A 23,134-nucleotide genomic window follows, 5' to 3' on the forward strand; every position below is an offset into this window, starting at 1 on the left:
TCGGCGGAACACTGCTATCGAATGTGGTGGCCGGCGCGGCCGGTGCGGCGGTAGGCGCCGCGTTGGGCGGCTCCGCAGGCGCGTTGAGCGGTGCGAATGGCGCGACGAGTGCCGATCTTTACAATCGCCAGCTTCATCCGCAAGAACGGCAGTTGATCAAGGACAAGGCGAACGAGCTTGCAGCACAGCAAGCTCAGAACCCGGCAGACCAGCAAAAACTTGCAGACTACTGGACCAACATGTTGACGATAGTTGCCGACGCCGATGTTGATTCACAGGCCCGGACGCAGTTAGAGCAATACGTTGGTCAGCTCATGCAGGCCGCTCAGGCCGCTCAGGCGTCGGGCAATAACCAGGACTTGCAATACTTCCTAGGCCAGTTGTCCGTGGCGCAAGGCTATATCCAGCAAACGGCAGCCCAACCGATCACGGACGGCAATGATCCGATCGTCGCGGACGATGGCGTGCTGAAGACGTTCCAGCCAACGGGGTCGCAGTTCACCGATTCTTCGCTGTTTGGAACGCCGGGCGGAACCAGTACCGGACTCGCGATCGGTGAAACGCCGTCGTCCGCAGGCATCGGAAATCCGTTTTATACGGACCCGAACGGTCCCACCAATCAGCAGCTTGCTGGATTCGAAAGCGATCTGCTTGAGAGCATGGGAATACCGAACGGTGCAATCACGCCGGCTTATCCGATTGAAAATATCGTTTTGCAAGGCGTAGCAGGGAAAGCTGCGTCGGCGGTGCTCGATTACGTGCTCGGTATCGGCGAAGTGACGCTGGCAAGCGGCGCCAGTAAACTGGCATCGTCGCGGGCGTCGGATGCAGCGACGCGACAGTCGAAAGCCTGTATGGAGAGACACTCGACGGGCCGACAGTTTCGCATCTCACAGCCAATAGCAACAATGGAAAACTGGCTGAGGCAATCGGGCGAGAAACGCTCGATACCGAAACTGGATTGACGTTTTCGCCCTTGCAGAACGCAAGCGGACATGGTGCGGATGCAGTTGCAATCGATCCGACCACGGGGACCATATGGGTGGCTGAGATAAAATCGTCACAGAATGGTGTGGCCGAAGCAGCTGAGGCAGACGGGGACCCGGTTACCAAACTCAATGCATGGGTCGATAAGTCGCAAACGAGCTCAAGAAATGGGGCACCCAACCTGCGAGCAACAGCACGCTGACCGATAGCATTCAGGCTGCGTTGCAAGAAGGCTACGAGATTAAAGGACTGCAAGTGCAGGTTGGCGTGCCCGCACCCGGTACGACAGGCAGCACACAACTTCTGATCAAACCGTGCGTATCGAAGTGACTTATAAAATGGATCTCAACGTGACTCGACAGGGCATCGCATCAAACTGGCCCAGCCGAAGGTCTGTTATCCGCTCAATCGAATCGACTAAACCATGGTCGATGGAATCGGCAATCGCATACAACGAGAGAAGAGAAACTCTAAATAAATCAAAGTCTCCACCGGGCAGTGCATACACGGGGGTGGGTAGTCGACTCCTTCGAGCTGCGGAGGCGCTCGCCTTGAAAGGCGAGCCTTGGGAACAGCAAATGGTAGAGGCACTCGGCTACCTTCAATTGGCGGCGAAGCTGAACTACTTCTGGCATGTTCAGTTTCGACGCCTTGCCCTGAATCCTTCCCAGCCACTAAGGCTGATGAGTTGGAAGTCGATGACGGAAGCGATGGCGATGCTTTTTGCGCTAGGCCGATTAGATGAAGGGATATACGAGGGGTATCTCATTCACTCTGCGCTGAACAACACTTTTCAAGTGCAAAAGTCCTACGAAAATGAGCACCGTCGCGTCCACGCGTTTATGCTGCGCCTATTCGCCGCATGGCGCGGTGACGTCAATCACGCATGGCCGCCTTTCGCATTCGACGAGCCGATTTACGAAGGAATTCTCGCCAGGTGGCGCGATCCGGACCCCAAGGCGATAGAACCGTGGTTGCTCGCAGCCTGCGATCGACATACGCACCAATCGAAGAGGGAAAGCGAGAAGGTCTTCCGTGACTGCGCAGATTTCCCGCGTACACCGTCCGAGATTCTCCTCGTGCTGCGTTTGCGAAAAATGACTGGTCTCGAAATTCCTTCTCTCGATCATCCACTGATGGAACCGCCGTTCGACAGGTTACCCGAGCTGCAACAGCCTTACATCCCTGATACATTCGTGCAAGCGACGCTCAGACGCATCCGCGAGGATTGGCCCGAATTCGATAGGATCGTTTCACTTGAAGCGCTGCGGGCAGGCTGACGACACAGAGATTCAACGGGGTTAGTAGCGCGCATGTAAAGCGGGGACTGCATCTCACTAACTTATTAGTCTTTTCATATAAGAGCGACTTTTTGCGGAATAACAGCAAAATGACTCGCGCAGTACAACATGCACATAAGAAAAGCAAAGCATCACGCCATACTGATGGCAACGGGGATGGTTCTCGCCTCGGGCATTGCACAGCACAGCAACTGCCCACCACAACGCCAGCGGTAACAGGCGGCGAACAGGATCAACGCACACGCCAGCAGCAACAGGCGCGCGATCGCGAACAAACGGTCAACGCGCCCGCGGTCCGCTCGTCGCTTGCGCCCTCGCCCGGATTTCCCGCGCTTCCCGCAGAAACGCCCTGCTTCAGGCTCGACTCGATCGTCGTCGAAGTGCCGACAGCACTTCCCCATGAGGTCCGCGCGCAAGGCGCATCCGCTTTACCGCTCGATCGATTCGCCTTTGCGCGCGAGTGGGCGGCGCATTACATCGGTGCGTGCGTCGGCAAGCAGGGCATCGATCTGATCGTCAAAGGGCTTTCCCAAACGATCCTGAGTCGAGGTTACGTCACCACGCGTGTGCTGCTGCCGCAGCAAGACGTCTCGTCCGGCACGTTGACGCTCGCGCTTGTGCCCGGCGTCGTCCACGAGTTGCGTTTCGCGGACCCCAACCTGCGCGGTACTTGGAAGTCAGCATTTCCCACACGCGATGGCGATGTATTGAATCTGCGCGACCTCGAACAGGGACTCGAGCAGATGAAGCGCCCTGCCAGCCAGGACGTCGACATGCAGATCGTGCCTGCGAACCAACCCAGCGAGAGCGATGTTGTGATCGCCGTGAAACGCACAAAGCCTTGGACGCTTGCCGCATCCGTCGACAACTCGGGACTGCGGGCGACCGGCAAACTACAAGGCAATCTGAGCCTGAATATCGATAACCCGCTCGGTTTGAATGACGTGTTCAACGTCGGCGCTAACCAGGATCTGGAATTTGGCGACAAGCAACTCGGGTCGCATGGCTGGAACGGCGCCTACTCCATCCCATGGGGCTACTGGACAGGAACACTGTCCGGCTACACCAACACGTACTACCAGCAGATCGCCGGCGTAAACCAGACCTTCGTGTCGAGCGGTAATGCACAGACCGCCGGTTTCAAGCTGCAACGCGTGCTGAGCAGAAGCCAGTACGACGTGCTGGGCGCGGAGTTCCAGTTCATCAAGCGTTTCGGCGCCAGCTTTATCGAAGATACTGAAATCGCGCAACAACGGCGCGACAACACGTTTCTCGAAGCAGGCATCACCGATCGCCATTACTTCGGCAACGCGCAGTTCGACGGCACGCTTGCCTATCGGCAGGGAGTCGGTTGGTTGGGCGCGACGCCGGATACTTCCGTGCAATCAGGTGGGCCGACTTACCGCTTCCACATGGGCACGCTCGACGCCAATCTGTCCGTGCCGTTTCGCGTCGCCAGCCAGAACCTGACGTACATCGCGACTGTACACGGCCAATACACCCCTAACGAGTTGTTCTTTATCGATGACCTCACCATCGGCAGCCGGTATACGGTCCGCGGCTTCGATGGCGAAACGATGCTCGCCGCCGAAAGCGGCTTCTATTGGCGCAATGAATTGCAAGCGCCACTTGGAGCAACGGGGCAATCGCTCTACGCGGGTATCGACTATGGCCATGTCTGGGGACCCTCCGCGGCATTTCTCGTCGGCACGCAACTGGCGGGCGCCGTAATAGGCGTACGCGGACATCTGTCCGCCGGTCCGGGGGCTTTCGGCTACGACCTGTTTGCCGGTACGCCGATATATAAACCCTCCGGGTTTTCAACGGCCAAGGTTACGCTATGCTTTCAGATATCAGCGCAGTTTTAGCGACGCGTAAGCGTTAATCATACCGCTTCCTATGCGAAATGACTAAAAGTCGCTTAAGCACGCTTAATGACTTGCATATCAGACCGAGTCTAAAGAAAATGCTAGCCCGTCCGTAAACAACGGATAGCTGGCAATTTTCTAAAGCTGCTCACACCGCCAGCGGCAAACCATAGAAGACCCACGCCCTCGGGTCCCCCAACTTCTTCATGTCGTTCACTCCTCGCACCCGCACCCAACACGTCTCCCAGACTTATCGTCCCGACATCGACGGCCTGCGCGCACTGTCCGTGATCGCCGTCATGCTTTGCCACGCCGGCCTCAAGGCGTTGAGCGGCGGCTTTATCGGCGTCGACGTGTTCTTCACCATTTCCGGGTTCGTCGTCACGACGTCCCTGCTAGGCGACCTCGAGCGCGACGCGTTTTCGTTCAAGGCGTTTTATGCGCGTCGCGCCAAACGCCTTGCGCCAGCGCTGTACGTCATGCTGCTCGCGACCTTCGTGTTTAGCCTGCTGTTCCTCTTTCCCGAGGACACGTTTCATCTTTCCAAGAACATCCTGGCTGTCTCGACGATGACGTCGAACATCTTTCTGTCGCGGCAAACCGGATACTTCGATGCAAAGGCGGCCGATCAACCCTTGCTGCATACATGGTCGCTGTCCGTCGAGGAGCAGTTCTACGTATTGCTGCCGCTGCTGCTGTTCTGGCTTTATCGCAGCAAACGCAAATGGATGACGCCCGCGTTCGCATTGCTGACGCTCGCCTCATGCACCGCAGCCGTCGTGGCGGCCCATCGCGAATCGAACGGCGCGTATTACTTCGCGCAATATCGCGCATTCGAATTCCTTGTGGGCACGCTGCTCGCGCTGCACGAACATAAGCGCGAGGCACGTCCGTCGTGGTGGGCTGCCGTACTCTTCGGCATCGGTATTGCGGCAATCGTTGCAGGCGCGGTTGGCCTGAGCAAGATGACGCAATTCCCCGGCATCGGCGCATTCGTGCCATGTGGCGGCGCATTGCTCGTTATCTACGGTGGCCGCCGCGCCGGCGCCATCCGTTTCGTGCTCGGCAATCCGGTCGCTGTCTATCTAGGCAAGATTTCCTACCCAGTCTACCTCTGGCACTGGCCGCTCTTCTTCGCACTGCGCCAACTCGATCTCGCAAGTGCACGCGGATACGCAATCGCAATCGGTTTGACGTTCGTGCTATCCGCTCTTACGTATTCTTTAGTCGAACAGCGCATCCGTCACGCGAGGCTTGCGCCTCGAAAGGCACTGCTCGCCTTTCTTGCGATTCCGCTGTTCGTCACCGGCGCGATGGCCGGCACCGGCAAGCTCACTGAAGGTTTTCTCTTTGCATACCCCGCGAAAATTCGCGCGGACGTGCATTGGTCCGGCGATGCGCTATTCGATATGCCGCGTGGCAAAAAGTGCTGGTCAAAAGTCGACGTCACGCCTGAAAGCACCTGTACGCTCGGCGACGCGAACGCCAGCAATAAGGCGGTTCTTTGGGGCGATTCGCACGCTTACCACCTGATCTACTTTTTCGACCTACTCGGCAAAGACCATCAGCTCGCCGTGCACGACATGGCGCTGACACTTTGCCCGCCAATCGAACATGAGCCGCCGATGCCTGGTTACATGCCCTACCTGAAGGACCATCTGCAGTGTGTCGCACACGACAAGGCAGTGATGGCGTATCTGATGGCGCATCCGGACATCCATACGGTTTTTATGGCCGCGGCGTGGCAGAACTACATCAATCTGAGCACCGACCCGAACGCCGGTCCGAACGGCCACGGATTCAAGCCTGGCCAGATCGACCGTGAACTGGCCGCAACGATCGACGAACTGACTCGCGCCGGAAAACACGTTGTGCTGGTGAACGACGTGCCAATGATCCCGCTCAAGCTCGTCAACTGCGCATTCAACAACGACCTGTATTTCCCGATTCATCCGCAGGCATGTCAGTTCGACGAAAACATTGCACGTGAGCAGCACGCGCCGATTCGACAGATGCTGAGGCGGTTAAAAGCGCGCTTCCCGTCCGTCGACATCATGCACACCTACGACGTGCCTTGCGACGGAACCATCTGCAAGCTCGATTTCGACGGTTTGCCCGCGTATCGGTACGACGACTACCATCACCTGAGCGTCGCCGGCAGTACATTGCTGTACAGCCACTATATGAAGCGGCATCCGGGGGAACTCGCGGCATTGCTTACGAAGTAGGACCAGCCTGTTCCGCTGCAGATGCCGGCCACCGGGCGCCCCCTTGACGACGTCTGCTGCAACAGCTCTCGCGCCCCGAGCTTTTCGCTACGTTGCGCGCATCCATCAACGAGCAGCGCGCCTCGCGCAGTAACCCCGCTAGGGCCGATAAACATCCAGCGGCATTTTCTCGAACCGCGCCTTCAACTGCAGCGCGAGAAACCGCGAATAAAACCGCCCCATCTGGAAATTACCGGCATGGATCCAGAGCCCGGGCTGTCGCGTCGGTTTCCACAAGTTGCGCAGTTCGCCCTCCCAAGGGCCTGAGTCTCCCTCGAGCCCAGAGCCATATCCCATCACCGGCCCCACCGAGTCAGCCACTTCGCGCGACACGAGCGTCGCAATGCGTTCATTGATCGGCCTGTAACCGGTCGCATAAACGATAGCGTCCGCATCGAGACACGAACCATCGCCAAGCACGATGCCATCACGCTCGATGCGCGTAACTTCGACGCCGGACTTGAGCTTGATGCTGCCGTTCGCAATCAATTCCGATGCGCCGGTATCGATGTAGAAGCCGCCGCCTTTGCGCAATGCCTTCCCGACAAGGCCCGTGCCGTCCGGACCGGCGTCGAGTTTGAACCCTGCCGCGGCGAGCCGTTGATAGAACGCGCTGTCTTCCTGCGCAAACTTCTCCATCATCGGACGGAACACTACCGGCAGCATCCGCATCGGCAATGCGGCCCGCTGCAAGTCTGCACGCTCCACATCGAGTCCGCGCGCCAGCGCCTCTTCCGAATAGAGCGGACGCAACATCTCGAGCACGCGTTGCTGGCGAATCACGTGGGTCGACGAGCGCTGGATCATCGTCACATTCGCGCCATGACGGAACAGGTCTTCGCAGATGTCGTGGGCCGAGTTGCCCGAGCCGAACACGGCCACCCTGCGGTCACGGAACCGGTCGCCGCCCGGATACGCGCTCGCATGGCATTGGTCGCCCGCGAACGTGCCGGCGCCGGGAATCGACGGAATGGAGGGAGCGCCGTTCAAGCCAGTCGCAAGCACGAGATGCGCGGGCCGCAACGTCGTTTCCTGTCCGTTTCGCACGACGCGCACCTGCCATCGGCCACTCGGCGCGTCGTATTGCGCGCCTGCACATTCGGCGCCGTGCCGGATGTCGAGCTCCATGATCCGGGCATAGCACTCGAGCCAGTCGCCGACTCTATCCTTCGGCGCAAATACCGGCCAATGGTCCGGATAGTTCAGATAAGGCAGCGCGTTCCACCAGAGCGGATCGTGCAGATGCAGCGACGCATAACGCGCCCGCCAGCTATCGCCGGTGCGCGCGTGGCGATCGATGATCAGCGTCGGTACGCGAAGCAGCTTGAGCCTCGCCGCCAGTCCCAGGCCGCAATGGCCGCCGCCGACGATCAGCACATAAGGCTGCGGCGCATTCTCCGCTTCGGCGGCTTGCGCTACTGGCCCGCCGTCGTCTCGCCATTCGCGACCCGACGCCCGACGGTGACGCGTCGGCTCCTCGAAGCCCTTCAGCTCGCGCAGCGCCGTGAGCAGGGACAAACAGCGGCCTTCGGCATCGAGCCGCACGTGACCGTCGCAACGTCCGAGCGCAGTTTCGAATGAGATGAAGCCCTCGGTCGCATCGGGCCGCACCTGTTCCGCAACGGTCCACGCGGACGGCCGGATCGACGCGAGAGTCGCCTCGAGCATCGCGCGAATCGCGTCGCGCCCTTCCATCGTCCGGATGTCCCACGTGAACGCGACAAGATCGCGCCAGAAGCAGGTGTCGCCGAATAGCGCGACGACATCATCGATCCTGTTGGACGCGATCGCCCGCGAAAATGCGTCGAGCCACGCAGCGAGCGTCGCGTGCTCGGGAGATTGCAGGGTCATTCGGTCGAACTCCGTCTATATCAACTCATCGAGCCGGCCGCGATCACGCGGCCCGCCCGGTATGCAATAGAAAAAACGTGCGATGAAGACGTCTATTCCGCACGCCACGCACGCGTGGGCGCCTATTTGACGAACCGGTTGGCCGATCTCGACAGCAGCCTGAACCGCGTCGGATCGACGTTGTACATGTGCTGAAACGCGACCGAAAAATTGCTGCGGCTCGACAATCCGACCGCTCGCGCCACCTCGGGAACGGCTAAGGTTGTGGTCGCAAGCAATTCCGCCGCCTTGCGCAAGCGCACGATTTTCAGCATCGCCATCGGCGACTGGTCGAATGCTTTCGCAAACTGCGCGGCAAACGCGGATCGGCTCATGTTTGCAGTCTGGGCCAGCCGCTCGACCGACAACGGGCTCGCATAGCGTTCGAACATCGTTTCCAGCGCCGCGGCAAGCCGCGCATCGGCCACACCGGCAGCCCACGGAAACTGCACGCCGCCATCGTCGATATGGCGCCTGAGCGCCATCACCAGACATTGTTTGAGCAGCGCTTCGACGAGCACACGCGAACCGGGCCCGGGACGGGCCGATTCTGCGAGCAACATCACGAACTGATCGCGCAACCCTGCGGACGCATCGAACCGCGTCACCAACGGGCGGCTCAGCGCCTTTAACGGATCGGCGGCGAACCTGCCGCCCACATTCAGCTCGCCGCACGCGGTGACGACGCCTTGCGCGCCTTCGCCGACCTGCACGGTCGGCGCGGTCTCGCGCGCAGGGCCACGGCCGACCCGCGTGCGGCTCACCGTCCGTGCGGCGTTCCGGCCCGCCGCGTCGATCCGGTACGACACGCGCGGCGGCAACAGCACGAAGCTATGCGCGTCGAGCGTCATGTGATCGGCATCGTCCAGCACGAGCTTGCCGTTTCCGGACAGACAGTAGTGCAGACTCACCGTGCTGCACGCTTCGAAACTCACGCCCCAGCCCTTGCGCACGTCGCATACCGAGAAGTTCGCGACACCGAGGTCGAGGGCCGCGAGCAGATGATCGAGCACATGCGCTCCGGATTGAGGCAAAGTCAGCATGGGACGTCTGGAAGATTGCACGTTTGGATGGCTGGACGATTTGGAACCAGAACGAGACCCTTTCGAACCAGGTCAACTCTACCATTATATGCACCAACCCTTTTCAAAGGAGACATCCATGTTCGACATGAAGCATCTTACCCGACTGAAGAAGCTGGACGAAAACGCACCTGATCTGATGAAGACCTTCTGGGCATTCGACAAGGCCGCGTTCGAGGCGGGCGCGTTAAGCGAGCAGACGAAGCAGATCATCGCGGTCGCCGTGGCGCTGACCACCCAATGCCCGTATTGCATCGAACTGCACACGACGGCGGCGCGCAAGGCCGGCGCAACCGACCAGCAGTTGACGGAAGCGGCTATGGTCGCCGCGGCGATGCGCGCGGGCGCGGCAGTGACGCACTCGACGCATCTGTTCAAGGACTGACCGCATATCGTTGCGGCGTTCGGCAGGCAAGGCGTCACGCAGGCAAGGCATCAGGCAGGCAGGGCATCAGGCAGGTAATAAAAAAGGCGCGATGTGAATCGCGCCTTTGTTTCGTCATGCCGCCTTGCCGGGATGATCGATATTCGTCAGATGAGCGGCCTCACGCCACCCTGCGGATGCCTTTGCCCGGCTGTTCATCGCGAGCCGTATTGGCCTCGGCTGAATCGTCGCTGTTCTGCGCCGCGCGCTGCCGCTCGGCGAATGCGTCGCCGATCATCAGCAGACTCGGCTGCGCCGGATCGAGCCACTGCTGCGCGTCGCCGGCCGCGAGGCCTTCAAGCGTCAGCGTCAGCGTGCGCTCGCGCGGCGTGCTGCAGGCTTCGACGATCGCAACCGGCGTAGCCGGTGCACGTCCCGCGTCGATCAGTTGCTGCGCGATTTCAGGCGCGCTGTCGCGGCCCATATAGAACACGAGCGAGTCGGCATTGACCTGCTCGCGAATCGCCTCGGTATCGGCGGCGCGGCTATGCGTCGCCAGCGCGACACTGCGCGATACGCCGCGCAGCGTCAACGAACGCTGCAGCGCAGCCGCACTGGCAAGCGCCGCGGTAATGCCCGGCACCACCTCGTATTCGATGCCGGCCGCTTCGAGCGCGCGCATTTCTTCGTCGGCACGGCCGAACAGCATCGGATCGCCACCCTTGAGCCGCACCACGACATCATGCTCGCGCGCCGCATCGACGATCTGCTTGTTGATAAAGTGCTGCGCGGTCGAGCGCTGCCCGCAGCGCTTGCCGACCGCGATCTTGCGCGCATGCGGCGCATGCTCCAGCATCGCCGGCTCAATCAGCGCATCGTGCAAAACGACATCGGCGATGCCCAACAAGCGTGCGCCGCGCACCGTAATAAGGTCCGCCGCACCAGGCCCCGCACCGATCAGATACACCTTACCCATTTGCTCCCGCTCCGTTCGTCCCGCTTGCGTGAAATCTCGCGTGAAATCCGTTTGCCGCGATATGCACCCTTGATGCACGGCTCGCGCTGTTTCACGTTTGAAGCCGCGAGCCCTCAAGCAGAAAGTGCACGAATCATGCCCGCGGCGACCGTATGATGCGTCGCCTCATCGATCAGCACGAATGCGCCCGTGCCCGGGTTCGTATCATACTCGTCGGCCACGAGCGGCTTTTGCAGCGTCAGCTGCACGCGTCCGATATCGTTCATCGACAGGTCGTGCCGGTCAGTGGCGTGCGACAGCGTATGCACATCGAGCACCTGTCTGATCGCGCCGATGCGCGCGAACACCGTGTTGGTGGTCTGCTTCAGCAGGTACTTGCGCTGCGTCGACAGCGGCGTGTCGTCGAACCAGCACAGATCCGCTTCGAGCTTCTTCGCCGGCTGCGGCAGGTCACCCGCGAGCACGAACGTATCGCCGCGCGATACGTCGACGTCCCGGTCGAGGCGAATCGTCACCGTCTGGCCCGCGAACGCGCGATCGACTTGCGCAGTGCCGCCCGGCACCGGCGCGACGATTTCCGCGACCGTTGCTTCGCGATTGGCCGGCAGCACGACAATCGCGTCGCCCACCTTCACTTCGCCGGACTCGATGCGGCCCATATAGCCGCGAAAGTCGTCGGCCTGGCTGCCGTCCTGGCGCGCCACCCACTGCACCGGAAAGCGCAGCGCCGAGTGATCGGCGGTTTCGACCGGCAATGCCTCGAGCACGTCGAGCAGCGGCTCGCCCGCATACCACGGCATGCGCTCGCTCGCGCTGACGATGTTGTCGCCCTTCAGCGCCGACACCGGCACGAAGCGCACGTTCGTCAGGCCGAGCTGGCGCGCAAGTTCGACATACGCGTCACGAATCTCGTTGAAGCGCGTTTCGCTGAAGTCGACAAGATCCATCTTGTTGATCGCGACGATCACATGCTGCAAACCAAGCAGCTTCACGATCGCGCTATGGCGCTTCGTTTGCGGCAGCAGTTGCGCGACACCGTTTTCGAGCTTCACACGCGTCGCGTCGACGAGAATGATCGCCGCATGCGCGGTCGATGCGCCGGTCACCATGTTGCGCGTGTACTGCTCGTGCCCCGGCGTATCGGCGATGATGAACTTGCGCTTCGCCGTGGCGAAATAGCGATACGCGACATCGATCGTAATGCCCTGCTCGCGTTCGGCTTCGAGGCCGTCGGTCAGCAGCGACAGGTCGATTTCGTCGCCGACCGTACGCTTGTTCTTCACGCGCGACAGCGCCGACAGCTGATCGGACAGCACAGCCTTGCTGTCGTACAGCAGGCGGCCGATCAGCGTGCTCTTGCCGTCGTCGACACTGCCTGCCGTGATGAAACGCAGCACGCCGAGGTCTTGCGGTTGATGAATGCTCATGACTGTCTTACCTCGCGTGCCTCAGAAATAACCTTGTTTCTTGCGCTGTTCCATCGCGGCTTCGGACGTCTGGTCGTCCATCCGCGTGGCGCCGCGTTCCGTAATCTCGGTCACCGCCGTTTCGGCGATGATCTTTTCGACCGTATCCGCATCGCTTGCGACCGGGCACGTGCAGCTGATGTCGCCGACCGTGCGGAAACGCACGAGCGCCTGTTCGCTCGTCTCGCCCTCGCGCATCGGCGTAAGCGGCGTGACCGGCACCAGAAGCCCGTTGCGGCGCACGATCTCGCGCGTATGCGCGTAATAGATCGACGGCAGTTCGAGCTGCTCGCGTGCGATGTATTGCCACACGTCGAGCTCGGTCCAGTTCGAGATCGGGAACACGCGCAGATGTTCGCCCGCATGCAGACGCGCGTTATACAGGCTCCACAGCTCGGGGCGCTGCGCCTTCGGATCCCATTGGCCGAACTCGTCGCGGAACGAGAAGATCCGTTCTTTCGCACGGGCCTTTTCTTCGTCGCGGCGCGCGCCGCCGATCATCGCCGTATAGCCGTATTGCTCGATCGTTTCGAGCAGCGTGACCGCCTGCACCGCGTTGCGCGAATCGGTCTCGCGACGCAGACGCACCGTGCCGCGGCGGATCGAATCTTCGACGTGGCCGACCACGAGCTCCGCGCCGATCTGCTGCGCGCGACGATCGCGGAAGTCGATCACTTCCTCGTAGTTGTGGCCGGTGTCGATATGCACGAGCGGGAACGGCAGCTTGGTCTGCCGGTTCGCGCCGAGGCCGAATGCCTTCAGCGCGAGATGCAGCACCACCACCGAGTCCTTGCCGCCCGAGAACAGCAGCGCAGGCTTGCTGCATTCGGCGACCAGCTCGCGCAGGATATGGATCGACTCGGCCTCGAGCCAGTCAAGGTGATCCATCCGGTTGCCGGTATTCGTATGCGGTGCGGTCACAGTGGGTTCGAGCGTCGTGCTCATGGTTCGGGTCCTTCTTTGATTCATTCGGGCGAGCGGCGTTGCCAGCTCGCGCTATCGAAAAGGCTTTTGATGCGTTCGGGGTCGCTGCCCACGCCTGGGCGCCTATGCGGCTCGGGTCACGCGGAGGCGTTTTCGGCGCTTGCCGCGATCGGAATGGTCGTGATGTGCAGCCCGCATTCCTTGGTATCGCGCGATTCCCACCACCAGCGCCCGGCCCGGCTGTCTTCGCCCGGCCGCACCGCGCGCGTACAGGGCTCGCAGCCGATGCTCGGGTAGCCGCGCGCGTGCAGCGGATTGACCGGCACGTCGAACGCCTTAAGGTACGCCCAGACGTCCGCTTCCGTCCAATCGGCAAGCGGGTTGAACTTCGCGATGTGGCGGGCGGCGTCGTGCTCTTCCTCGTGCAGCTCGGCGCGCGTCACCGACTGCTCGCGGCGCTGGCCCGTCACCCAGGCGCTGACGCCCGTCAAGGCGCGGTTAAGCGGCTCGACCTTGCGGATTTCGCAGCAGCGCTTGCGCAGGTCGATGCTTTCGTAGAACGCGTTCAGACCGTGCGCGGCGACATATTCGTCGACGGCGGCCGTCTGCGGGTGGTACTGCTCGATATCGTAGCCGTAGCGCTCGCGCACGCGATCGAACATGCCGAGCGTTTCCGCATGCAGCCGGCCCGTATTCAGACTGAATATGCCGATCTTCACCCCACGCGACAGGATCGCATGCGTAAGCAGCATGTCTTCCGCGGCGAGGCTGCTCGCGAACTTCACGTTCGCGTGGCGGGCCGCGATCGAATCGAGCAGCGCATCGAGCCGCTCGATCTTCACAGCCAGCTCGGGCGCGACGTTCTGCACTTCGCTCATGCGGAGACCTTTTGCGCCGCAGCAGCCTGAGCCGCTTCGCGGCGGCGGAACAGCGGGCGCGGTTCGTCGAATGCGCCCTGGTACTGCACCGTGAACTCGGTGAACGCCTTCAGCGCGTCGTGGATGTCCTTGTCGGCCCGCACCGCATAGGCGTCGAACCCGCAGCGCTCGTAAAAGCGCAACTGATCGCGCAGCACGTCGCCGATTGCGCGAATCTCGCCCTTGTAGCCGTAACGTTCGCGCAGCAAACGCGCGATGCTGTAGCCGCGGCCGTCGCGAAACACCGGGAAATCGACTGCAATCAGCGCGATCGTGTCGAAATCGCCGACGATGTCGGCCGGTTCGCTGTCCCCCGCGAGCCAGACGCCGATGGCGGCGGCGCCGCGCGCGGCCGTCAGCGCGTGGCGCGAAGCCTGCCACAACGCGAGCGGCACGATGATCTTGCCGGCCGGCAACGCGTCCACCGCGGGCAGCGTGCCGTCTTCGGCCGCGCGCACCACGGTCCAGTCATCGCTCACGACCTTGCGGTTCTTGATAATCGAAGCCATTTGCAGAATTCCTTATTGCGCCGGTTATGCGTGAGCGGGTTGGCGCGATGCGTACACGCGCTCCTTGAAAGGCGCGATGCCGATACGGTTGTACGTGTCGATAAAACGCTCCCCATCGAGGCGATGTTCGACAAACGTATCGATCACTTTCGCGACCACATCCGGCATTTCCTCAGCCGAGAACGACGGGCCGATGACGCGGCCCAGATGCGCGCCGGTCGCACCGGTACCCTGCTCGCCGCCGAGCGACACCTGGTACCACTCGGAGCCGTCCTTGTCGACGCCGAGCACGCCGATATTGCCGACGTGATGGTGACCGCACGAATTCATGCAACCCGAAATGTTCAACGACAGTTCGCCGAGGTCATAGACGAAATCCATATCGTCGAAGCGCTGCTGGATCGCCTTCGCAATCGGGATCGACTTCGCATTCGCGAGCGAGCAGAAATCGCCGCCCGGGCACGCAATGATGTCGGTCAGCAAGCCGATGTTCGGCGTCGCGAAACCGATCGACTTCGCCTTTTCCCACAGCGCGTACAGGTCGCGTTTCTTGACGTTCGCGAGAATCAGGTTCTGCTCGTGCGAGACGCGGATTTCACCGAGCGAGTATTCGTCGGCGAGATCGGCGACCGCGTCCATTTGCGCATCGGTCGCATCGCCCGGGGCAACGCCGTGCGGCTTCAGCGAAAGCGTGACGGCCGAGTAGCCCGACACGCGATGCGGCCGCACGCTGCGCTCGACCCAGCGCGCAAACGCGCGGCTTTCGAGCAGATGCTTTTCGAAGCTTGGATCCGTGTCCGGCAGCTTGTCGTATTGCGGCGGCGCGAAGTGTTGCGATACGCGGTCCACTTCCGCTTGCGTCAGCGTCGACGGGCCGTCCTTCAGGTGCTGCCACTCTTCCTCGACCTGCTGCGCGAACTTCTCGGGCGACAGCGCCTTCACGAGAATCTTGATGCGCGCCTTGTAGAGGTTGTCGCGGCGGCCGTAGCGGTTGTACACGCGCAGCACGGCTTCGCAGTAGGTCAGCAGATGCTGCCACGGCAGGTTTTCGCGAATCACCGCGCCGATGATCGGCGTACGGCCCAGACCGCCGCCCGCGAGAATGCTCGCGACCACGTCGCCGTCGGCATTCTTCGACAGATAGACGCCGAGATCGTGAATCTGCACCGCTGCGCGGTCTTCCTTCGAGCCCGACACGGCAATCTTGAACTTGCGCGGCAGCCATGCGAATTCAGGATGGAACGTCGACCACTGGCGCAGAATCTCGGCCCACGGACGCGGGTCGATCTGCTCGTCGGGCGCGATGCCCGCGAACTGGTCGGCGGTAATGTTGCGGATGCAGTTGCCCGACGTCTGGATACCGTGCATCTGCACCGACGCAAGCTTGCGCAGAATTTCCGGCGTCTCCTCGAGTTCGACCCAGTTGAACTGGATGTTCGTGCGCGTCGAGAAATGGCCGTAGCCGCGGTCGTGCTCGCGCGCGATCGTCGCGAGCATGCGCATCTGGTCGCTGCGCAGATTGCCGTAAGGAATCGCAATGCGGTGCATGTACGCGTGGCGCTGCATATAGAGGCCATTCTGCAGACGCAACGGGCGGAACTCTTCTTCGCTCAATTCGCCCGACAGCCGGCGGCGAACCTGGTCGGCGTACTGCGCGACGCGTTCGTCAACGATGGTCTGGTCGTACTGATCGTATTGATACATTCGGGGACCCCAGTTTGTTTGTCTCAACCCACGCGGCGTTCCGGTTACGCCACGTGATGGACGTCGCCGTCCGTCTTATTAGCAGAGCAAGTCAGGTGCACGACATCAGACCCGCTTGTGATTTGCTAATGACGAAAAGAGATACCCATATTGGAAAAGTTCGAGAAATCGTAATAAACTCGCTTAATATCTCAAACGACTAAAAAATTCTGTTGATATGCGGAGAGGTTATATATGAACCTGCACCAGTTCCGCTTCGTCCGGGAAGCCGTGCGCCAGAACTTCAACCTCACCGAAGCGGCCAAGGCGCTGTATACGAGCCAGCCTGGCGTCTCAAAGGCGATCATCGAGCTTGAGGACGAACTGGGCGTCGAAATCTTCACGCGCCACGGCAAGCGCGTGCGCTCGCTGACCGAGCCCGGGCGCATCATTCTGGCGTCGGTCGAGCGGATCCTGCAGGAAGTCGAAAGCCTGAAACGGATCGGCAAGGATTACGCCGCGCAGGACCAGGGCAATCTCGTGATCGCCGCGACGCACACGCAGGCGCGCTACTCGCTGCCCGCCGCGATCGCCGAATTCAAGAAGCGCTACCCCAAGGTTCACCTTTCGATTCTGCAAGGAAGTCCGAGCCAGGTGGCCGAGATGGTCATCCACGACCAGGCCGACGTCGCGATCGCAACCGAGGCGCTATCGAACTATAAGGAGCTCGTGACGCTGCCGTGCTTTACCTGGCACCACGTCGCGGTGATGCAGGACGACCATCCGCTGCTCGAGCGCAAGCAGCTGTCGCTCGACGATCTGTCGCAATTTCCGCTGATTACCTACGAAAACGCGTTTGCGGGCCGCACGAAGATTAACGACGCGTTCCGGCTGCGCGGCCTGCACCCCGACATCGTGCTCGAGGCGATCGACGCCGACGTCATCAAGACGTACGTCGAACTGGGGCTTGGCGTCGGCATCATGGCCGACATCGCATTCAACGCCGAGCGCGACCGGCATCTGCGCGCGATGCCGGTCGGGCATCTGTTCGGCAGCAACATCACGCGTGTCGCGCTGAAACAGGGCGGGTACTTGCGCAGTTACGTCTACACATTGGTCGAACTGCTGTCGCCGAGCATGAACCGCAAGCTCATCGAACAGGCGTTGAAGGGCGAGAGCGAAACCTATGAGCTTTGATAGTCCGGCCGGAGTGTCCGCATGACGTCCTATAAGAAGACCCTGCGCGGGCTCGCCGCGCTCGGCGCCTTTCTGCTCGCCAGCGCCGCGCACGCGCAGCTTAAGGTCGGCATCGATCTGTCGACGACGGGCCCCGCCGCCGCAATCGGCATCACGAGCAAGAACGCGATCCTGATGTGGCCGAAGACGATCGCCGGCCAGCCCGCGCAATATATCGTCCTCGACGACGACTCCGACCCCGGCGCCGCAGTCCGCAACATCCACAAGCTCATCAACGAAGACCACGTCGACGTGATCGTCGGCCCGAACGTGACGCCGGCCGCGCTCGCGGCGCTCGACCCGGTCGCGCAAAGCCGCACGCCGATGATCACGCTGATCGGCTCGGCGGCCGTCGTGGAGCCGCAGGAAGGCCAGCGCGTGTGGGCGTTCAAGATGGCGCAAACCGATAGCGCGATGGCCGACGTGATGACGCGCTATATGGCGAATCACAACGTAAAAACGGTCGGCTTTATCGGCTTCGCGGACAGCTACGGCGACAGCTGGCTCAACGAGTTCACGAAGTTCGCGGCGCTGCGGCACATTCAGGTGGTCGCGACCGAGCGCTTCAATCGCACCGACACGAGCGTGACGGGCCAGGTGCTGAAGCTGATCGCGGCCAAACCCGACGCGGTCCTGATCGCCGGTGCGGGCACGCCGAGCGTGCTGCCGCAGCGCACGCTCGTCGAGCGCGGCTACAAGGGCGCCATCTATCAGACGCACGGCATCGCAACGCCGGAGTTCATCAAGCTCGGCGGCAAGGACGTCGAAGGCACGCTGTTTCCGACCCAGCCCGTGGTCGTCGCGCGCACGCTGCCCGCCGATCATCCGGCGAAGCAGGCGGCGCTCGCGTTCGTCAACGACTATGAGACGAAGTACGGGCCGAACACGGTCACGCAGTTCGCCGGCGATGCAGCCGGCGTCTATCCGCGGCTGAACGATGCGGTCGCGCGTGCGTTGAAAACGGCGCAGCCAGGCACGCCGGCGTTTCGCGTCGCGCTACGCGAAACGCTCGAGCAGGCGCATGAACTCGTGGTGCCGAACGGCGTCGTCAATACGAGCGCGACGGATCACGTCGGGCTCGATCAGCGCGCGAGCGTGATGGGCACTATCAAAGGCGGGAAGTTTGTCTACCTGAGCCAGTGACGCTGTTGTTAAAGTAGACCTCTTTCGTCGCCGATCGCGTTCAGCGCCCCCACCATGCGCACTACCCGAGCCATCCATGCCGTCGAACGGCTGAAAACCCGCAGCGGCAACGCCCGCTATGCGGCCGTCGCACTGCCGGGCGGCCTGTTCTACCTCGTCGACCGGTCGAGCGGCGCCGATCAGAAAATGTCGGAGCCGTTGCCGCTCGACGACTTCGTCAAATTCGTCGACGAACTCGGCCCGAAAAAGCCGCGCAAGGCCAGCAAGCTCGACCTTGCTTTCGAAGAACAGATCAGAAAGAGCAAAAGCTAGCGCGTTCGCGCATCGAGCAGCCGGCACGCGTCAGATCTGCCGCCACTGGCCGCCGGCCGCGCTGCTGGCCAGCATTGCATCGATAAACCGCAAACCTTCGACACCATCGCCGACGGTCGTCAAAAGGCGGCTTTGCGGCGGCAGCGGCTGACCCGCATCGAGCGCTTCGATCTGCAACGCAGCGTCCTTATACAGCTGCGCGAACGCTTCGAGATACCCTTCCGGATGCCCGGCCGGCACACGCGTCGCGTTCGCGGCCGCGGCGCCCTTCGCGCGCCCGCGCGTGATGCGCCGCCGCGCGCCGCCAAGCGGCGTGAAACCCAGTTCGTTCGGCGCCTCCTGTTCGAACGCGATGCTTGCCTTCGTGCCGTACACGCGCAGCCGCAAGCCGTTTTCCTCGCCGCTCGCGACCTGGCTCGCCCACAGCATGCCGCGCGCGCCGTTCGCGTAACGCAGCATCGCCTGCACGTGGTCGTCGACGCGGCGACCCGGCACGAACGTATGCACTTCGGCCGCAAGCGCCTCGGGCAGCATGCCGCTGATAAACCCCGCGAGGTGATACGCATGCGTGCCGATGTCGCCGAGACAGCCGGCCGGCCCCGACAGCTTCGGGTCGGTGCGCCACACGGCCTGCTTGTTCGTGCCGCTCTGCTCGACCGGTTCCGCGAGCCAGTCCTGCGCATATTCCACCTGCACGACGCGAATCTCGCCCAGTTCGCCCGCTTCGATCATCTCGCGCGCGTGCCGCACCATCGGGTAGCCCGAGTATGTATGCGTCAGTGCAAAAAGCCGCTGCTTTTCGTGCGCGAGACGGGCCAATGCCTCGCCCTCGGCAAGCGATACCGCGAGCGGCTTGTCGCAGATCACATGGATACCGGCTTCGAGAAACGCCGTCGCCACGGGCGCATGCAGATGGTTCGGCGTGACGATCGCCACCGCGTCGATGCCGTCCTCACGTGTGCTTTCCGCACGCGCCATCTCGCGCCAATCCGCGTAACTGCGCGCGATATTCGCTTCGTCGGCGCTCGCCTGCGCGCGCTGCGGGTCCGACGACAAGGCGCCCGCGACGAGTTCGAAGCGGTCGTCGAGGCGCGCGGCGATCCGGTGCACCGCGCCGATAAAAGCGCCCTGCCCGCCGCCGACCATGCCCAGTTTCAGTCTTGCTGCCATCGCGTCATGCTCCTCGGGTTTTCGTTGCGCGCGCAACCGGATCAGTCGATGCCGAGCACGCGCTGCAACTGCGCGCGGTCGACGCCACTCTCCGCGAAATCGTCGAACGAACGCTCGGCGACGCGGATGATATGCCGCTTGATGAAATCCGCGCCTTCGCGCGCGCCATCGTGCGGGTGCTTCAACGCGCACTCCCATTCGAGCACGGCCCAGCCCGGGTAGTCGTACTGCGCCATCTTCGAAAAGATCGCGCCGAAGTCGACCTGCCCGTCGCCGAGCGAACGGAAGCGCCCGGCCCGCTCGACCCAGCCGCTGTAGCCGCCATACACGCCCTGCCGCCCGCTCGGACGAAACTCCGCGTCCTTCACATGGAACGCCTTGATCCGCTCGTGATAGATATCGATGAACTCGAGGTAGTCGAGTTGCTGCAGCACATAGTGGCTCGGATCGAACAGGATATTCGCGCGCGGATGGTCGTGCAGCGTCGCGAGAAAACGCTCGAACGTCACGCCGTCGTGCAGATCCTCGCCCGGATGCAACTCGTAGCAGACGTCGACGCCCGCGGCGTCGAACGCATCGAGAATCGGCTTCCAGCGGCGCGCGAGTTCGTCGAAGGCCGTTTCGATCAGGCCCGCCGGACGCTGGGGCCACGGATAGATATAGGGCCACGCGAGCGCGCCGGAAAACGTTACGTGCGTATTGAAGCCGAGCCGCTGCGAGGCCTTCGCCGCGAGCATCATCTGTTCAATCGCCCATTCGGTGCGCGCCTGCGGATTGCCGCGCACCTGCGGCGCGGCAAAACCGTCGAACAGCTGGTCATAGGCCGGATGCACGGCCACGAGCTGGCCCTGCAAATGGGTCGCGAGCTCGGTCACGGTGACACCCGCGTCGGCAGCCGTGCCGAGCCAGTCGTCGCAATAGGCCTGACTCGCCGCCGCCTGTTCGAGGTCGATCAGTTGCGCCGCGACCGGCACCTGAATGCCTTTGAAACCGAGCCCCGCCGCCCATTGCGCGAGATGCGCGAGATTGTCGAACGGCGGGTCGGCGCCCATGAACTGCGCGAGGTAGATCGCCGGTCCTTTGATGGTCTTCATCATGCGCCTCCGTCAGTGGTCGAATACGCGCGGCGCAGCATGTCGTATGCCGCGCCGCGCGCTCGCGTCGTTCAGAACGGCGAGTCCGGGAAGTAGAACTGCTGTGCGTTTTCTTTCGTGATCAGCACCGACGGAATGATCGTCGTGGCCGGCAGCTTGTCGCCCTTGAGCCGCGCTTCGGCCGTCAGCTTGATCGCGTCATAGATGAACTTCGGCGAGTACGACACGTCCGCCCTGATCATCGGCGCGCCGTCCATCACGTTCTTCACCATGCCTTTCGAGCCCGCGCCGCCGAACACGATCTTGATGTCGGTGCGTTTCGCCTGATCGATCGCCTTCAGCACGCCGACGGCCATATCGTCGTCGGAGGCCCATACGGCGTCGATGTGCTTGAAGCGCGTCAGGTAATCCTGCATCACCTTGAACGCGTCGTCGCGGTTCCAGTTCGCGTACTTCGCATCGAGAATCTTGATGTTCGGATACTGCTTCATCACCGACGTGAACGCGGTCCAGCGCTCGTTGTCGAGCGTCGTCGGAATGCCGCGCAGCGCGACGATATCGCCCTTGCCGTCGAGCGCCTTCGCGAGATATTCGGCCGGGATCTTGCCGAACGCGGTGTTGTCCCCGGCCACGTACGCGTCCTGCGCGCTCGTGTCGGTCAGGCCGCGGTCCACTACCGTCACGTATACGCCCTTCTTCTTCACCTGTGCAACGGGCTGCGTCAATGACGCAGACTCCTGCGGGAAAATGACAAGCGCGTTGATCCTGTTCACCGTCACGAGATCCTGCAACTGGTTCGCCTGTTCAGGCGCGCTGGCCGCGGTCTTGACGATGATCTTCAGTCCCGGATGCTCTTTCTCGAGATCCGCTTTCGCCTTGTTCGCCCACCAGACGATGCCGCCCGTGAAGCCGTGATCCGCGGTCGGGATCGAGACGCCGAGCGTAACCGGGTCGGCGGCGCGTGCGGCGCCTGTCGTGGTCGCCAGCATCGAAAGCGCCAGCATGCCGGCGCCGACCGCGCGTATGACGTGTTTCATGATGTTTGTCTCCTTTGTGCGGGCGCGCCTGTCGATGCGCCCGGATTTCATTGTCGAACCACCGGAACGACTGATACGAACCGTAGTGCCTCAACCGGCCAGGCGAACCCGGCCACCTGAAGCGACTTGCTGCTGCCTCCCCTTCACCACCGCATTAGCGCCGTCCGCGCTGCAAGAACGCGACGACGATAATCACGACGCCCTGCACCGCCGCGTTCAGATACACGCTGATGATGCTGGTCAGATTCAGAATGTTGGCGATGACCGACAGCAGGATCGCGCCGATCACCGTCCCGATCACGCGGCCCTCGCCGCCCTTGAGCGCAGTGCCGCCGACCACCACCGCGGCGATCGCTTCGAGTTCCCATAGCAGGCCCGTGGTCGGCGTCGCCGAACCGAGCCGCGGCACGTACAGCACCGTCGCGACGCCGACGCATACGCCGAGCAGCATGTACGTGACGATCTTCACGGTATCGACGCGAATCGCGGCATAGCGCGCGACCTGCTCGTTCGAACCGATCGCCTGCACATGGCGGCCGAACGCGGTGCGATTGAGGATCAGCGCGCCGCCGGCCGCGACGACGAGAAACACCCAGATCGGCACGGGCACGCCAAGCAGACTCGCGTAATACACGGGTCCATACAGGTCGGACAGATTGTTATCGAGCGTCAGCGCGCCGCCGTCGGCCAGCCATGTGAGCACCGCGCGAAAAATGCCCAACGTGCCAAGCGTGACGATAAACGGCTCGATGCGCCCTTTCGTAATCAGCAGCCCATGCGCACAGCCGAACAGCGCACCGAGCACGAGCGCGCAGACAATGCCGATCGCCACGATAAGTCGGATCGTAGCCATGTCGTTCTGTGAGCCAAGGAGTTGGTAGAATGTTTTGTCTTCCTAAGACCGCTTG

At 62.2% G+C, this 23,134-nt stretch carries 19 protein-coding genes and 1 pseudogene; 8 read left to right on the forward strand and 12 right to left on the reverse strand.

Annotated features, from left to right (window positions below):
* Positions 1 to 26: 26 nt before the first annotated feature.
* From QYH69_RS20210 to QYH69_RS20225, 4 genes are all read left to right on the forward strand, one after another.
* A complete protein-coding gene (locus tag QYH69_RS20210) occupies positions 27 to 965 on the forward strand; it encodes a hypothetical protein (RefSeq protein WP_308833576.1) in 939 nt (312 codons plus the stop codon).
* A 336-nt stretch (positions 966 to 1,301) separates the two neighbouring features.
* Positions 1,302 to 2,267, forward strand: coding sequence for a hypothetical protein (locus QYH69_RS20215; RefSeq protein ID WP_308833577.1), 966 nt, complete (start codon positions 1,302 to 1,304; stop codon positions 2,265 to 2,267).
* Positions 2,268 to 2,479: 212 nt separating this feature from the next.
* Positions 2,480 to 4,156, forward strand: coding sequence for a ShlB/FhaC/HecB family hemolysin secretion/activation protein (locus QYH69_RS20220; RefSeq protein ID WP_374992459.1), 1,677 nt, complete (start codon positions 2,480 to 2,482; stop codon positions 4,154 to 4,156).
* Between the two features lie 206 nt (positions 4,157 to 4,362).
* Entirely contained in the window at positions 4,363 to 6,384 is a 2,022-nt protein-coding gene (locus QYH69_RS20225) for an acyltransferase family protein (protein ID WP_308833578.1), read from the forward strand.
* A 138-nt stretch (positions 6,385 to 6,522) separates the two neighbouring features.
* On the opposite strand, the gene QYH69_RS20230 is transcribed toward QYH69_RS20225, so the two are convergent.
* Both QYH69_RS20230 and QYH69_RS20235 read right to left on the reverse strand, forming a co-directional pair.
* Positions 6,523 to 8,274: an NAD(P)/FAD-dependent oxidoreductase gene (locus QYH69_RS20230; RefSeq protein ID WP_308833579.1), complete on the reverse strand. Its 1,752-nt coding sequence runs from the start codon at positions 8,272 to 8,274 to the stop codon at positions 6,523 to 6,525.
* 122 nt (positions 8,275 to 8,396) lie between these two features.
* Positions 8,397 to 9,356 carry an AraC family transcriptional regulator gene (locus tag QYH69_RS20235; protein WP_308833580.1) on the reverse strand — a complete coding sequence of 320 codons (960 nt, stop codon included), beginning with the start codon at positions 9,354 to 9,356 and terminating at the stop codon, positions 8,397 to 8,399.
* A gap of 118 nt (positions 9,357 to 9,474) precedes the next feature.
* Here QYH69_RS20235 and QYH69_RS20240 point away from each other — a divergent pair, with 118 nt between their 5' ends.
* Entirely contained in the window at positions 9,475 to 9,780 is a 306-nt protein-coding gene (locus tag QYH69_RS20240; RefSeq protein ID WP_075156507.1) for a carboxymuconolactone decarboxylase family protein, read from the forward strand.
* Between the two features lie 160 nt (positions 9,781 to 9,940).
* Here the strand turns inward: QYH69_RS20240 and cobA are convergent, their stop codons facing one another.
* From cobA to QYH69_RS20270, 6 genes are all read right to left on the reverse strand, one after another.
* Positions 9,941 to 10,735 carry a uroporphyrinogen-III C-methyltransferase gene (gene cobA / locus QYH69_RS20245; RefSeq protein WP_308833581.1) on the reverse strand — a complete coding sequence of 265 codons (795 nt, stop codon included), beginning with the start codon at positions 10,733 to 10,735 and terminating at the stop codon, positions 9,941 to 9,943.
* Between the two features lie 113 nt (positions 10,736 to 10,848).
* Positions 10,849 to 12,162 (reverse strand): sulfate adenylyltransferase subunit 1, encoded by a 1,314-nt coding sequence (locus tag QYH69_RS20250; RefSeq protein ID WP_308833582.1) that lies wholly within the window; start codon positions 12,160 to 12,162, stop codon positions 10,849 to 10,851.
* A 21-nt stretch (positions 12,163 to 12,183) separates the two neighbouring features.
* Positions 12,184 to 13,146 carry a sulfate adenylyltransferase subunit CysD gene (gene cysD / locus QYH69_RS20255; protein WP_308833583.1) on the reverse strand — a complete coding sequence of 321 codons (963 nt, stop codon included), beginning with the start codon at positions 13,144 to 13,146 and terminating at the stop codon, positions 12,184 to 12,186.
* A gap of 116 nt (positions 13,147 to 13,262) precedes the next feature.
* The gene (locus QYH69_RS20260; protein ID WP_308833584.1) at positions 13,263 to 14,003 is read right to left on the reverse strand and encodes a phosphoadenylyl-sulfate reductase; all 741 of its coding nucleotides are present in this window, start codon (positions 14,001 to 14,003) and stop codon (positions 13,263 to 13,265) included.
* A complete protein-coding gene (locus QYH69_RS20265) occupies positions 14,000 to 14,551 on the reverse strand; it encodes a DUF934 domain-containing protein (protein WP_308833585.1) in 552 nt (183 codons plus the stop codon). The genes QYH69_RS20260 and QYH69_RS20265 overlap by 4 nt, the downstream gene beginning before the upstream one ends.
* Before the next feature lie 24 nt (positions 14,552 to 14,575).
* The gene (locus QYH69_RS20270) at positions 14,576 to 16,255 is read right to left on the reverse strand and encodes a nitrite/sulfite reductase (protein ID WP_308833586.1); all 1,680 of its coding nucleotides are present in this window, start codon (positions 16,253 to 16,255) and stop codon (positions 14,576 to 14,578) included.
* A gap of 234 nt (positions 16,256 to 16,489) precedes the next feature.
* On the opposite strand from QYH69_RS20270, the gene QYH69_RS20275 reads away from it, so the two are divergent.
* From QYH69_RS20275 to QYH69_RS20285, 3 genes are read left to right on the forward strand one after another with little or no spacing between them, the layout of a single operon-like run.
* Positions 16,490 to 17,431 (forward strand): CysB family HTH-type transcriptional regulator, encoded by a 942-nt coding sequence (locus QYH69_RS20275; RefSeq protein WP_308833587.1) that lies wholly within the window; start codon positions 16,490 to 16,492, stop codon positions 17,429 to 17,431.
* Positions 17,432 to 17,452: 21 nt separating this feature from the next.
* A complete protein-coding gene (locus QYH69_RS20280; protein WP_308833588.1) occupies positions 17,453 to 18,613 on the forward strand; it encodes an ABC transporter substrate-binding protein in 1,161 nt (386 codons plus the stop codon).
* Positions 18,614 to 18,667: 54 nt separating this feature from the next.
* On the forward strand, positions 18,668 to 18,925 hold the full coding sequence (locus QYH69_RS20285; protein WP_308833589.1) for a hypothetical protein: 258 nt from the start codon (positions 18,668 to 18,670) through the stop codon (positions 18,923 to 18,925).
* Between the two features lie 30 nt (positions 18,926 to 18,955).
* On the opposite strand, the gene QYH69_RS20290 is transcribed toward QYH69_RS20285, so the two are convergent.
* The 4 genes and pseudogenes from QYH69_RS20290 to QYH69_RS20305 all read right to left on the reverse strand — a co-directional run.
* Entirely contained in the window at positions 18,956 to 20,095 is a 1,140-nt protein-coding gene (locus tag QYH69_RS20290; RefSeq protein ID WP_308833590.1) for a Gfo/Idh/MocA family oxidoreductase, read from the reverse strand.
* Positions 20,096 to 20,136: 41 nt separating this feature from the next.
* Complete coding sequence (locus QYH69_RS20295; RefSeq protein ID WP_308833600.1) at positions 20,137 to 21,189, reverse strand: sugar phosphate isomerase/epimerase family protein; 1,053 nt, start codon at positions 21,187 to 21,189, stop codon at positions 20,137 to 20,139.
* Between the two features lie 71 nt (positions 21,190 to 21,260).
* The gene (locus tag QYH69_RS20300; RefSeq protein WP_308833591.1) at positions 21,261 to 22,226 is read right to left on the reverse strand and encodes a substrate-binding domain-containing protein; all 966 of its coding nucleotides are present in this window, start codon (positions 22,224 to 22,226) and stop codon (positions 21,261 to 21,263) included.
* Between the two features lie 154 nt (positions 22,227 to 22,380).
* Positions 22,381 to 23,064: pseudogene (locus tag QYH69_RS20305) on the reverse strand (ABC transporter permease); the annotation flags it as partial.
* Positions 23,065 to 23,134 lie beyond the last annotated feature (70 nt).

The sequence above is a fragment of the Paraburkholderia sp. SARCC-3016 genome (assembly GCF_031119615.1).
Taxonomy (GTDB): domain Bacteria; phylum Pseudomonadota; class Gammaproteobacteria; order Burkholderiales; family Burkholderiaceae; genus Paraburkholderia.

Excerpts from the sequence above, each read along its gene's own strand:
- QYH69_RS20275 (WP_308833587.1), top strand. The coding sequence starts at position 16,490 with ATGAACCTGCACCAGTTCCGCTTCGTCCGGGAAGCCGTGCGCCAGAAC.
- QYH69_RS20230 (WP_308833579.1), bottom strand. The coding sequence starts at position 8,274 with ATGACCCTGCAATCTCCCGAGCACGCGACGCTCGCTGCGTGGCTCGAC.
- QYH69_RS20265 (WP_308833585.1), bottom strand. The coding sequence starts at position 14,551 with ATGGCTTCGATTATCAAGAACCGCAAGGTCGTGAGCGATGACTGGACC.
- QYH69_RS20290 (WP_308833590.1), bottom strand. The coding sequence starts at position 20,095 with ATGGCAGCAAGACTGAAACTGGGCATGGTCGGCGGCGGGCAGGGCGCT.
- QYH69_RS20260 (WP_308833584.1), bottom strand. The coding sequence starts at position 14,003 with ATGAGCGAAGTGCAGAACGTCGCGCCCGAGCTGGCTGTGAAGATCGAG.
- cysD (WP_308833583.1), bottom strand. The coding sequence starts at position 13,146 with ATGAGCACGACGCTCGAACCCACTGTGACCGCACCGCATACGAATACC.
- QYH69_RS20225 (WP_308833578.1), top strand. The coding sequence starts at position 4,363 with ATGTCGTTCACTCCTCGCACCCGCACCCAACACGTCTCCCAGACTTAT.
- cobA (WP_308833581.1), bottom strand. The coding sequence starts at position 10,735 with ATGGGTAAGGTGTATCTGATCGGTGCGGGGCCTGGTGCGGCGGACCTT.
- QYH69_RS20250 (WP_308833582.1), bottom strand. The coding sequence starts at position 12,162 with ATGAGCATTCATCAACCGCAAGACCTCGGCGTGCTGCGTTTCATCACG.
- QYH69_RS20285 (WP_308833589.1), top strand. The coding sequence starts at position 18,668 with ATGCGCACTACCCGAGCCATCCATGCCGTCGAACGGCTGAAAACCCGC.
- QYH69_RS20235 (WP_308833580.1), bottom strand. The coding sequence starts at position 9,356 with ATGCTGACTTTGCCTCAATCCGGAGCGCATGTGCTCGATCATCTGCTC.
- QYH69_RS20280 (WP_308833588.1), top strand. The coding sequence starts at position 17,453 with ATGACGTCCTATAAGAAGACCCTGCGCGGGCTCGCCGCGCTCGGCGCC.
- QYH69_RS20295 (WP_308833600.1), bottom strand. The coding sequence starts at position 21,189 with ATGAAGACCATCAAAGGACCGGCGATCTACCTCGCGCAGTTCATGGGC.
- QYH69_RS20240 (WP_075156507.1), top strand. The coding sequence starts at position 9,475 with ATGTTCGACATGAAGCATCTTACCCGACTGAAGAAGCTGGACGAAAAC.
- QYH69_RS20270 (WP_308833586.1), bottom strand. The coding sequence starts at position 16,255 with ATGTATCAATACGATCAGTACGACCAGACCATCGTTGACGAACGCGTC.
- QYH69_RS20300 (WP_308833591.1), bottom strand. The coding sequence starts at position 22,226 with ATGAAACACGTCATACGCGCGGTCGGCGCCGGCATGCTGGCGCTTTCG.